We start from the raw sequence: 12,298 nt of genomic DNA on the forward strand, positions 1-12,298 counted from the left end.
ATAGGTCTCCGATTCGCTATAATGCGCGACAATTTTCTCAAGAGTTAAAAAGTGACGATATGAATTCTCTGTTTGCCAGCACGGCGCGTGGGCTCGAAGAGCTGTTAAAAAGTGAGCTGGACGCGCTGGGCGCGCAGGATTTGCAAGTGGTGCAGGGAGGCGTTCACTACGAAGCCGACGATCGCGCCATGTACCAAAGCCTGATGTGGAGTCGTTTAGCATCACGCATCCTGTTGCCGCTGGGAGAGTTTGGCGTCTACAGCGATCTCGACCTTTATCTGGGTGTGCAGAGTGTGGACTGGCCGGCGATGTTCGGCAGCGATAAAACGTTTGTCGTGCATTTCAGCGGCACCAACGATTCGATTCGTAACAGTCAGTTCGGTGCGCTGAAAGTTAAAGATGCCATCGTGGATAGCTTTACCCGCAAGAATCTCGAGCGGCCAAATGTCGATCGTGAGCAGGCGGATATTCGTATCAACGTCTGGCTGAATGACGATCGCGCCAGCATCGCACTGGATCTCAGCGGCAGTTCGCTGCATCAGCGTGGCTATCGCCAGCAAACCGGTCAGGCTCCCCTGAAAGAGACGCTGGCGGCGGCCATCGTGATGCGCTCTGGCTGGGAACCGACCACACCGCTGATCGACCCAATGTGCGGTTCGGGTACGCTGCTGATTGAAGCGGCGCTGATCGCCTGCGACCGTGCGCCAGGCCTGCTGCGTAAGCACTGGGGCTTCACCGCATGGAGCCGGTTTAACGCTGCGCTGTGGCAGGACGTGAAAGCAGAGGCGCAGGAGCGTGCCCGCGCTGGCACCGCCGCCACCCAGGCACGCTTCTTCGGCTACGATAATAATGGCCGTGTGCTGGAGTGGGCACAGGCGAATGCCCGCCGTGCCGGTGTTTTTGAACTCTTTACGTTTGCGCAGCAGGATCTGCTGAAATTAACCAATCCGCTCGATCCGGCGGTTCATGGCACGGTGCTGAGTAACCCGCCGTACGGTGAGCGTCTGGAGAGTGAACCCGCGCTGATTGCGCTTCACAGCCAGCTCGGACGACTGATGAAGCAGCATTTTGGCGGCTGGAATCTGTCGCTGTTCAGCGCCTCGCCTGAACTGCTGAGCTGCCTGCAGCTGCGAGCCGATCGCCAGTTCAAAGCGAAAAACGGTCCGCTGGATTGCGTGCAGAAAAACTACCAGCTCGCGGTTAACAGCAGTGAAAGCGCCGGTCAGATTGCGGAAGACTACGCTAACCGTCTGCGTAAAAACGTGAAGAAGCTGGAGAAGTGGGCGCGGCAGGAAGGCATTGAATGCTACCGCATTTACGATGCCGATCTGCCAGACTACAACGTTGCTGTCGATCGCTATGGTGACTGGGTCATTATTCAGGAGTATGCCCCACCGAAAACCATCGATCCCAACAAAGCGCGTCAGCGCCTGTTCGATGTGATCAGCGCCACACTGAGCGTGCTGCAGCTGCCTTCCGATCGTCTGATTATGAAAACGCGTGAGCGTCAGAAAGGCAAAGCGCAGTATCAGAAGCTCGGCGAAAAGGGCGACTATTTCGAAGTCAAAGAGTTTAATGCGCGTTTCTGGGTGAACCTGACCGACTATCTCGACACCGGCCTTTTCCTCGATCACCGCATTGCCCGTAAAATGCTCGGCCAGATGAGTCAGGGCAAAGATTTCCTGAACCTGTTTGCCTATACCGGCACAGCCAGTGTTCACGCCGGTCTGGGCGGGGCGCGCTCAACCACTACGGTCGATATGTCGCGTACCTATCTGGAGTGGGCGGAACGCAACCTGCGCCTGAACGGGCTGACCGGCCGTCAGCATCGTCTGATGCAGGCGGACTGCCTGAGCTGGCTGAATGAAAGTGACGAGAATTTTGACCTGATCTTTATTGATCCGCCAACCTTCTCCAACTCAAAACGTATGGAAGAGAGCTTCGACGTTCAGCGCGATCATATGATGCTGATGCGTAACCTGAAGCGCCTGCTGCGTCGCGGCGGCACCATCATGTTCTCCAATAACAAACGCGGTTTCAAAATGGACATGGATGGCCTGAAAGCACTGGGCCTGCAGGCGCAGGATATTACCCAGAAAACGCAGTCGCAGGACTTTGCCCGTAACCGACACATTCACAACTGCTGGCTGATCACTCACGCCGGTAAGGAATAAGCTTACATGTCATTAATCAGTATCCACGGCGCCTATCTCTCATTCAGCGATGCGCCGCTGCTAGACAATACCGAACTGCACATTGAAGAGAACGAACGCGTCTGTCTGGTGGGCCGTAACGGTGCGGGTAAATCCACGCTGATGAAAATCATCAATGGCGAACAGCCACTGGATGACGGCCGCATTATTTATGAAACCGATCTGGTGGTGGCGCGTCTGCAACAGGATCCGCCGCGCAATATTACCGGTTCGGTTTATGACTTCGTGGCCGAGGGCGTTGAAGAGCAGGCTGAGCATCTGAAAGCCTACCACGCCATCTCCCATGTGGTGATGGAAGACCCCAGCGATAAAAATCTCAACGAAATGGCGCGTCTGCAGACCATTCTCGATCATCAGAATCTGTGGCAGCTGGAAAGCCGCATCCATGACGTGCTGGAGCAGATTGGTCTGCAGCCCGATACCGAGCTGTCATCGCTCTCGGGCGGCTGGCTGCGTAAAGCGGCGCTGGGCCGTGCGCTGGTGAGTAATCCACGCGTTCTGATGCTGGATGAGCCCACCAACCACCTCGATATTGAAACCATCGACTGGCTGGAAACCTTCCTGAAGAACTTCAGCGGCAGCATCGTCTTTATTTCGCATGACCGTTCGTTTATCCGCAACATGGCGACGCGGATTGTCGATCTCGATCGTGGCAAGCTGGTCTCCTGGCCGGGCAACTACGACCTCTATCTGGAAGGCAAAGAGGAAGCGTTGCGCGTTGAAGAGATGCAGAACGCGGAGTTTGACCGCAAGCTGGCGCAGGAAGAGGTCTGGATCCGTCAGGGCATCAAAGCCCGTCGTACCCGCAATGAAGGTCGTGTGCGTGCGCTGAAAGCCCTGCGTCGTGAGCGTTCTGAACGCCGTGAAGTAATGGGCAAAGCGAACATGCAGGTGGGCGAAGCGTCCCGTTCCGGCAAAATCGTGTTTGAGCTGGAAAATGTCGACTACGCGGTGGGCGGCAAAACGCTGGTGAAGGATTTCTCTACCCAGGTTCAGCGTGGCGATAAAATTGCGCTGATCGGGCCGAACGGCTGCGGTAAAACAACCTTACTGCGCCTGATGCTGCAGCAGCTGAAAGCGGATCATGGCCGCGTGCATTCCGGCACCAAGCTGGAAGTCGCCTACTTTGACCAGCATCGCGCTGAACTGGATCCGGATCGCACCGTGATGGACAACCTGGCTGAAGGCAAGCAGGAAGTGCTGGTTAACGGCAAACCGCGCCACGTGCTGGGCTATCTGCAGGACTTCCTGTTCCATCCAAAACGTGCCATGACGCCGGTGCGTGCGCTTTCAGGGGGTGAACGTAACCGTCTGCTGCTGGCGCGTCTGTTCCTGCGTCCCAGCAACCTGATGATTCTGGATGAACCCACCAACGACCTCGACGTCGAAACGCTGGAACTGCTGGAAGAGCTGATTGATGGTTATCAGGGCACCGTCTTACTGGTGAGCCACGATCGTCAGTTCGTCGACAATACTGTCACCGAGTGCTGGATTTTTGAAGGCAACGGTGAAATCGGTACTTTTGTTGGCGGTTATCACGATGCGCAGCAGCAGCGTGCCGCTTACCGGCAGCACCGTTCTGCTTCACCGGCTAAAGCAACAGCGAATACCGCTAAGCCTGCTGCTGAAAAGAATGAAGCGAAGCGTAACGTGAACAAGCTCAGCTATAATCTGACTCGTGAGCTGGAACAGCTGCCGCAAAAACTGGAGCAGCTTGAAGCGCGCATCGGTGAACTGCAGGCGAAGATGAGTCACCCGGACTTCTTTAGTCAGGCACACGATCAGACGCAACCGGTGCTGGATAATCTGGCTCAGGCTGAGCAGGAGCTGGAAACCGCTTTTGCGCGCTGGGAAGAGCTTGAGTCACTGAAAAACGGCGCGTAGGGCAGGGTTAACGGATGTGTTCAGCAGTGAAAAGTAACGCGTGGATGCTCTGTCCACAATGCGATTTAATGATTAAGCTGCCGGACATTCCCGTTGGCAGCCGTGCGTCATGCCCGCGCTGCCACACCTCACTGACGGCCAACTGGCACGAACCGCGTAATCGCCCGACAGGCTACGCCCTGGCGGCACTCTTTATGCTGCTGCTGGCGAATCTGTTTCCTTTTGTCTCCATGAAAGTGGCGGGGCTGACCAGCCAGATTACGCTGTCGCAGATCCCTGAGGTGATGGTGACGGAAGATTACAGCAGCCTGGCGACGCTGTTTCTGCTGTTCGTGCAGGCGGTTCCGGCCTTCTGCATGATCACCATTATTCTGCTGGTTAATCCGGTCCCCTTGCCGACCCGGCTTAAAACGGGTCTGGCACGCATCCTGTTTCAGCTGCGTAACTGGGGTATGGCAGAAATCTTTATGGCAGGCGTACTGGTCAGCTTCGTCAAGCTGATGGCCTATGGTGACATCGGGCTGGAAACCAGCTTCTGGCCGTGGGTGCTGTTCTGCCTGCTGCAGTTGCGCGCCTTTCAGTGCGTTGACAGGCGTGCGCTGTGGGATCGCCTCTCACCCCGACCCGCGCTGCCCCATCCGCCCAAAGTGGGCGTCAGCGGTCTGGAGCAGGGCCTGCGCTCCTGTCCCTGCTGCACCGCCATTTTGCCAGAAGCTGAGCATACCTGTCCGCGCTGTGGCGTTACGGCACAGGCACGGCGTAAGCACAGCCTGCAATGGACGCTGGCGCTGCTGTTCACCTCAATTCTGCTTTACATCCCGGCCAACCTGTTACCGATCATGGTGACGGAAACTCTCGGTACAGCCTATCCATCGAATATTATGGCAGGGGTAATTGTGCTGTGGGGGGATGGTTCCTATCCGGTGGCGCTGGTGATATTTATCGCCAGCATCATGGTGCCGACGCTGAAAATGCTGGCAATTGGCTGGCTCTGCTGGGATGCCAGCGGACGCGGGCAGCGTGACAGTCATAAGATGCATAAAATTTATGAAGTGGTCGAGTTTGTCGGCCGCTGGTCAATGATCGACGTGTTTGTGATTGCCGTGCTCTCTGCGCTGGTGCGTATGGGACAATTAATGAATGTTTATCCCGCGTGGGGGGCAGTATTGTTTGCGATGGTGGTGATTATCACCATGATCGCTGCCATGACGTTTGACCCGCGATTAACCTGGGATCGTGTACGCGAAAACAATTTGAAGGAGTCGCGCCTTGACGGAAACTAACCACGGCCACGCAAAAGTGGAACAGATTAAGCGCTGGTCGCCGGTCTGGATTGTCCCCATCGTTACGCTGTTAATCGGCGGATGGATCCTCTTTTATCACTTCAGCCATCAGGGGCCGGAAGTGACGTTAATCACTGAAAACGCCGAAGGCATTGTGGCGGGTAAAACCACGATTAAAAGCCGCAGTGTGGATGTTGGTGTGGTGGAGAGCGCAGTGTTAAGCGACGATCTTCACCATGTGGAAATCAAAGCGCGTCTGAACGCGGGCATGGAAAAACTGCTGCACAGCGACAGTGTTTTCTGGGTAGTCAAACCGCAGGTGGGCCGTGAAGGGATCAGCGGTCTTGGCACGCTGCTGTCAGGTGCCTACATTGAACTGCAGCCCGGTACTAAAAAACAGCCACCCGACCAGTTTACGCTGCTGGATGCGCCGCCGTTAGCGCCACCGGATGCCAAAGGCATTCGCATTGTGCTGGACAGTAAAAAGGCGGGTCAGCTCAATCCGGGGGATCCGGTGCTGTTCCGTGGCTACCGTGTCGGTACGGTCGAGACCAGCGTTTTTGATACTGACAAACGTATGATGACCTATCAGCTGTTTGTCGCCGCGCCGTACGATCGCCTGATTACCACCAATGTACGCTTCTGGAAGGACAGCGGCATCGCCGTGGACATGTCCGCGTCAGGGATGCGGGTGGAAATGGGATCGCTGACCACGCTGTTCAGCGGAGGGGTCAGTTTTGACGTGCCCGATGGCTGGGAGCTGGGCGAGCCAGCGCAGAACAAGTCTGACTACCATCTGTTTGACGATCAGCGCAGCATTCAGGATTCGCTCTATACCAATCATGTCGACTACGTGATGTTCTTCTCCGACTCAATCCGTGGTCTGCAGGCGGGTGCGCCAGTGGAATTCCGAGGCATCCGTCTGGGTACCGTCTCCGAAGCGCCATTGATGAAAGCGGGTCTGGTCCAGGCGCTGAATAATGATTACCGCGTGCCGGTGCTGATCCGCATCGAGCCGGATCGCTTTGTCAGCCGACTGGGTGAGAACTTCGATCTGGAGCAGCATCTGCAGGATGGTAAAAAACGTGGCCTGCGTGCCACGCTGAAAACCGGCAACCTGTTGTCGGGTGCGCTCTATGTTGATCTCGACTTCTATGACAATGCGCCAGCCTATAAAGGCCCGCAGAAAGTGTCTGGCTATGAAGTGATCCCAACGGTCAGCGGTGGCCTGAGCCAGATTCAGCAGAAGCTGATGGCGGCACTGGATAAGATCAACAGTCTGCCACTGAACGGTATGGTCAATGAAGCGACAGGTACGCTGAAAGAGAGCCAGAAAACGATGCGTGATCTGCAGCGCACCATCGACAACATCAACAACGTCACCGGCAGTCCGGCTATGAAAACCCTGCCGGAAGATCTGCAGCAGACGTTACGCGAGCTGAACCGCAGCATGAAGGGCCTGCAGCCAGGTTCGCCAGCGTACAGCAAGCTGGTCGGCGATATGCAGCGTCTGGATCAGGTTCTGCGTGAACTCCAGCCGGTATTGAGAACGCTTAATACCAAGAGCAATGCGCTGGTATTTGAGGCGAAACCGGGACAGGATCCCCAGCCGAAGAGGGCGAAACAGTGAAAAAAGGATTGATACTTTGTGCCGCGCTGGTGTTGAGTGCGTGCAGTAGCACCGTTGACAACACCTGGTATCAGCTTCCCTCCGGGACGGCACCGATGCAGGTCACCCGCAGTCAGCTGAATGAAGCTCAGCCTATGTTGTGGGTGCAGCAGGTGACGGTGCCGGACTATCTGGCAGGCAACGGACTGGTTTACCAGACCAGCGATGTCAAATATGTTATCGCCGCAAATAACCTCTGGGCCAGTCCGCTCGATCAGCAGCTGCAGCAAACGCTGATCACCAATCTGAGCAAGGCGCTGCCCGGTCGGCTGGTGGCGGGCTCGCCGTTAGGCGCGCAGCACGACACGCTGAATGTGACTGTCACAGGTTTCCAGGGACGCTATGATGGCAAAGTCATCGTGAGTGGCGAATGGACGCTGGAACATCAGGGCCGCCTGACTAAACAGGCTTTCAGTCACGTACTGCCGCAAACGGAAGATGGCTATGATGCGATGGTCAGAACGCTGGCGGCAGGCTGGCAGCAGACGGCGCAAAACATTGCTAATAGTGTGGTTGCGTTAAATTAAGAATGATGTGAATAAATAAGCTAAGCCCCTGACCCATGTCGAGTTTCTTTCGACATCGGTCAGGGGCTTTTTTATTAGCTTATTCATGGAGATAGTGTTGTCGGATGCATCACAAAACGGTCTTAATTTTACCGATTAAGGTCACATTTATGACACTGGCATGAAGATTGGGCATTGATCTTTGGGTGCGCAGGGGGTAGAACATAAGGGTGGTTGAACATTAATTCACCACTTTTCTTTCCACCAGATTCCACAGACCTTACATGAGGGACACGGAGTATGAAGAGACAGAAACGAGACCGCCTCGAACGCGCCCATTCACGTGGTTATCAGGCAGGCATTACTGGACGCTCAAAAGAGATGTGTCCGTATCAGTTGATTGACGCTAAGTCTCACTGGTTGGGAGGTTGGCGACAAGCCATGGAGGACAGGTCGGTAGCTGCATAACCGGATGTCACTGAAAAGGGAATATAACCTCCGCCATGCGCGGAGGTTTTTGTTTCCGGGAGGAAACGCTTAGAAAGCGGCAGTATCTTTGAACAGGCCGACTTTCAGATCGCTGGCGGTATAAATCAGATTACCGTCAACCAGTACTTCGCCATCTGCCACGCCCATAACCAGCTTACGGTTGATTACGCGTTTGAAATGAATGCGGTAAGTAACTTTCTTCGCATCCGGCAGGACCTGGCCGGTGAATTTCACTTCACCCACGCCCAGCGCACGGCCTTTACCTTCACCGCCCAGCCAGCCCAGATAGAAACCGACCAGCTGCCACATGGCATCAAGGCCCAGGCAACCCGGCATGACCGGATCGCCGATAAAGTGACAGCCGAAGAACCAGAGATCGGGATTGATATCCAGCTCTGCTTCAACAAAGCCTTTGTCATATTTGCCGCCGTCTTCGGTCATTTTGACCACGCGGTCCATCATCAGCATGTTGCCAGAGGGAAGCGGCGGACCATTTTCGCCAAACAGTTCACCACGACCTGACAGAATCAGATCTTCTTTGGTATAGGATTCGCGTTTATCTACCATGTTTTCAATAAGCCTTGTTTTAGTGAATCACGAATATTAGCGAACAGTTGTACGCTGAGCAAATCGGATTAACGGTGGTTAAACCAGTTAAGCCAGCGGAGCGCCCAGGGACGTTGCGGCACGTCCGGCTGATTGAACAGGCTGATACGCTCCTGAATGGTGTTCAGCAGGCTATCACCCTGACCATCTTCACTACTCCAGATTTTGCCGGTCAGCAGCGGCAATGCTTCATCGGCACGGTCAATCGCCCAGATATGGAATCGGCCCTGTTCAACCGCACTGACAACCGCCTGATTAAGACTGAGATGACGCACGTTGCAGGCGGGAATAATCACACCCTGCTGACCCGTCAGTTCACGCTGATGGCAGATATCAAAGAAGCCTTCGATCTTCTCATTCAGTCCGCCTACCGGTTGTACGTTGCCGAATTGATCGACTGAACCCGTCACAGCGATTTGTTGATTGATCGGCTGATTCGCCAGTGCGCTGATTAAGGCACAGAGTTCAGCCAGCGAAGCGCTGTCGCCGTCCACCTCGGAATAGGATTGCTCAAACACCATGGAGGCTGAGAAGGGCAGTTGCTGATCGAGCTCCAGCTCTGCAATCAGATAAGCCTGCATAATCATCATGCCTTTGGCATGGATGTTACCGCCCAGCTCCGCTTTGCGCTCAATATCCATGAACTCGCCATCGCCAGGATGGACGACGCAGGTGATACGTGATGGATCGCCCCAGGCGCGGGGATGACCAGGATATTCCACCACCGACAGGCCGTTAATCTGACCAACCACTTCGCCTTCGGTTTCAATCAGAATCTGTTGCAGCAGAATCTCATCACGCATGCGTTCATTAAGGTAATTCTCGCGCCACAAGCGTGCTTCCAGCGCGTCGCGCAGTGCTTCGGCATTGAGTGCATCCCCCATCAGGGCCGACTCGCGCATCTGCCGCTGCAGCCAGCGAGGGCAGAGTGGCAGCGTATCCTGATCGCCGCTGTAACGGACACCTTCTTTGATCAGCTCTGGCCAGAAGTCCGCTTTCGGCAGGGGCAGGCCCGCCTGTTGCGCCAGTTCAGCGTTCCAGCGACACCAGGCCAGCATGTCATTCTCATCCAGAATCTGAATGTTCTCTTCAAATTCAGTATAGATGGCCATTTCATGCGCTTCAGGGTCGAGCGCCTGAAAATCCGCCAGTGCTTCCCGGTCGCCACACAGGACCAGATTAAGATTGAGTGGCAATGAAGGAATCGAGACAGGCAGCGGCCGGCGTTCATCCTGGGATGTCCACTCGACATAGCCTTGCTCAATACACTTTTTCAGGCGCAGCCAGAGAATCGGCTGCGTCAGCAAACTGCGCAGTGACAGCACCAGCGTGCCGCCATTGGCGCGATGAATCAGCCCCGGTTCAAGCTGGATGCGGTCTTTATACTGGCGCACGCAGCCAAATAACTGCTCCGTTTCAATCCACTCGGCAAAGTGAATCCCCCCCTGACTGGTGAAGGGGCGTTGCGGATCAGAAGGGGGCTGAAGCGTGACGTTGTCAGCCATGATATGGTAATCACCGCCATACAGCGTGGTACTGTCAGCCATGACCCGCTGCGCGGCCTGAACGATGAATGCCAGATAATCGCGATTCTCCTGGCTTCTGACCAGCAGTAACGGAAATCCCTGCGTCTGGTGGTGTAAATGCGCCAGCGCATTCAGCAACCGGGGCTGTACCGTTGCCAGAGCATCAGTTTCTTCATCAGCAATTCGGGAGAAAACGGATTGGTATTGCGCGCTATCCGGCTGTAAGGTCTGCCACGTAAGTTGAGTGCTGGTCAAAATAATCGCATTTGTCTGTTTTAAGAAAAGCGAGATTATACAGGATTCACCCTTGTTAAGCACTGCAGACTTCCTGTTGAAGATGTGACGATGGCAGCATGTTTTTCGTTGCTGCATCCGGGAAAAAAGCTGTTATTCTTAGCCCGTTACGTGATCACGATGAGATTCCGATGAAATACCAGCAACTCGAAAATCTTGAATGTGGATGGAAGTGGAAATACCTGGTGAAAAAACATCGGGAAGGTGAACTGATCACGCGTCACCTTGAGTTAAGTGCGGCACAGGCGGCAGTGGATAAGCTGCTGGCGATGGAAAACAATCCGGTGACGGTGAATGAGTGGATTGCAGAACATATTCATTCTGATCTTGATAACCGACTGAAGCAGACCATCCGCGCCCGGCGGAAACGCCATTTCAACGCTGAGCATCAGCATACCCGTAAAAAATCGATAGACCTTGAGTATCTGGTCTGGCAGCGACTGGCGGGTCTGGCACAGCGGCGAGGCTGCACGCTTTCTGAAACGATTGTCCAACTGATTGAAGATGCGGAACGTAAAGAGAAATATGCCACTCAGATGTCGAGTCTGAAGCAGGATTTGCAGGCAATTCTGGGTAAATCGGGTTCCGAGAGCGAGTAAGCGGGCAGGACGTTCAGATTGGGCAAAATGAAGACCCGTTTATTACGGGCATAAAAAAACCCCGCCTTAGCGGGGTTTTTTTTGACGTATGTAACTTAAGCCTGTGGCTGAGTTACAACGTCTTTGATGCCTTTAACATCGATTTCTACGCGACGATCCGGCGACAGGCAGTCGATCAGGGCATTGCGGCCTTTCACGCTGTCACAGGTGTTGCCGGTAACTGGGTTAGATTCACCCATGCCACGTGCAGAGATCTTGTTAGAAGGGATACCTTTAGATACCAGGTAATCTACGACTGACTGAGCACGTTTCTCAGACAGTTTCTGGTTGTACTGCTCTGAACCGATGCGGTCGGTGAAGCCCAGTACGACAACGGAACCATCTTTAGGATCCATTGAGCTCAGCTGGCTGTACAGCTGATCCAGAGCCTGCTGGCCTTCTGGCTTCAGGGTAGATTTGTTGAAGGTGAACAGAACGTCAGACTTCAGGGTGAAACGCTTGGTTTCAACAACTGGAGCTGGTGCTGGCGCCGGTGCTGGAGCCGGAGCAGCGACGTCATCCTGACCGAAGCGGTAAGAAACGCCTACGCTCAGCATGCCGTTGTCTGGACGAGCACCAACGGTCTGTGCATCACCGATGTTGTTAACCCACTGGTAATCCAGACGGGTAGCCCAGTTTTTGGTCAGCGCATATTCAACACCAACTGCAGCCAGCGGAGATACGCCGGTGTCGTGGTCGCTGATGCGGCCAGTCGTTGGGTTAGTCTGCGTTGCGTCTGCACGCCATACCATGCCGCCCAGACGAGTGTACACGTCCAGATCGTCATAAATTGGGTAGCTCAGTTTAGCAGCCAGCTGAACGCCTTGTGCTTTGAATGCGCCGTTAGTCACAGTGCCTTTGTTAGGCATGCGGCCCAGCCAGTCATAGCCCAGCTCGAAGCCCAGGTATGGGTTTGCCTGATAACCAACGAACGCACCTGCGCCCAGCTGGCTTTCATGAGTTGGACCGTTGTTGTTCTCGTAACCGTTACCGTAGTAACCAGTGTCGTGATACTGAGACCAGCCCAGTTTAGCACCGGTGTACCAGGTGTCATCTTTCGGAGCGGCCTGCGCTACGGTAGCGAAGCCAGCCAGTGCCACTGCAATTGCGATAGCTGTCTTTTTCATTTTGCGCCTCGTTATCATCCAAATAGGCAATGAGCAAAAAGGTTGCTCTTGGTTTAAATCCTT

The 12,298-nt window shown here is 54.7% G+C and carries 10 protein-coding genes; 7 read left to right on the forward strand and 3 right to left on the reverse strand.

Going from position 1 to position 12,298, the window contains the following annotated elements; translation table 11 throughout:
* Positions 1-59 precede the first annotated feature (59 nt).
* From rlmKL to rmf, 6 genes are all read left to right on the forward strand, one after another.
* Entirely contained in the window at positions 60-2,174 is a 2,115-nt protein-coding gene (gene rlmKL, locus N5J69_RS14980) for a bifunctional 23S rRNA (guanine(2069)-N(7))-methyltransferase RlmK/23S rRNA (guanine(2445)-N(2))-methyltransferase RlmL (RefSeq protein ID WP_279771368.1), read from the forward strand.
* A 6-nt stretch (positions 2,175-2,180) separates the two neighbouring features.
* Positions 2,181-4,097 (forward strand): ABC transporter ATP-binding protein, encoded by a 1,917-nt coding sequence (locus tag N5J69_RS14985; RefSeq protein ID WP_279771369.1) that lies wholly within the window; start codon positions 2,181-2,183, stop codon positions 4,095-4,097.
* Between the two features lie 14 nt (positions 4,098-4,111).
* On the forward strand, positions 4,112-5,380 hold the full coding sequence (pqiA, locus tag N5J69_RS14990) for a membrane integrity-associated transporter subunit PqiA (RefSeq protein ID WP_279771370.1): 1,269 nt from the start codon (positions 4,112-4,114) through the stop codon (positions 5,378-5,380).
* Entirely contained in the window at positions 5,367-7,010 is a 1,644-nt protein-coding gene (pqiB, locus tag N5J69_RS14995) for an intermembrane transport protein PqiB (RefSeq protein WP_279771371.1), read from the forward strand. Before pqiA ends, pqiB begins: the two co-directional genes overlap by 14 nt.
* Positions 7,007-7,576, forward strand: a complete 570-nt coding sequence (gene pqiC, locus N5J69_RS15000) for a membrane integrity-associated transporter subunit PqiC (protein ID WP_279771372.1) — start codon at positions 7,007-7,009, stop codon at positions 7,574-7,576. Before pqiB ends, pqiC begins: the two co-directional genes overlap by 4 nt.
* 279 nt (positions 7,577-7,855) lie before the next feature.
* Complete coding sequence (gene rmf / locus N5J69_RS15005) at positions 7,856-8,023, forward strand: ribosome modulation factor (protein ID WP_008925875.1); 168 nt, start codon at positions 7,856-7,858, stop codon at positions 8,021-8,023.
* Positions 8,024-8,092: 69 nt separating this feature from the next.
* Here the strand turns inward: rmf and fabA are convergent, their stop codons facing one another.
* Positions 8,093-8,611 (reverse strand): bifunctional 3-hydroxydecanoyl-ACP dehydratase/trans-2-decenoyl-ACP isomerase, encoded by a 519-nt coding sequence (fabA, locus tag N5J69_RS15010; protein WP_009091047.1) that lies wholly within the window; start codon positions 8,609-8,611, stop codon positions 8,093-8,095.
* Between the two features lie 68 nt (positions 8,612-8,679).
* Positions 8,680-10,548 (reverse strand): Lon protease family protein, encoded by a 1,869-nt coding sequence (locus N5J69_RS15015; protein ID WP_279771373.1) that lies wholly within the window; start codon positions 10,546-10,548, stop codon positions 8,680-8,682.
* A 53-nt stretch (positions 10,549-10,601) separates the two neighbouring features.
* Here N5J69_RS15015 and matP point away from each other — a divergent pair, with 53 nt between their 5' ends.
* A complete protein-coding gene (matP, locus tag N5J69_RS15020; protein ID WP_143813132.1) occupies positions 10,602-11,069 on the forward strand; it encodes a macrodomain Ter protein MatP in 468 nt (155 codons plus the stop codon).
* Positions 11,070-11,164: 95 nt separating this feature from the next.
* Here the strand turns inward: matP and ompA are convergent, their stop codons facing one another.
* The gene (gene ompA, locus N5J69_RS15025; protein WP_279771375.1) at positions 11,165-12,235 is read right to left on the reverse strand and encodes a porin OmpA; all 1,071 of its coding nucleotides are present in this window, start codon (positions 12,233-12,235) and stop codon (positions 11,165-11,167) included.
* Positions 12,236-12,298: the final 63 nt, after the last annotated feature.

The sequence above is a fragment of the Pantoea sp. GD03673 genome (assembly GCF_029844725.1).
Lineage (GTDB): Bacteria > Pseudomonadota > Gammaproteobacteria > Enterobacterales > Enterobacteriaceae > Pantoea.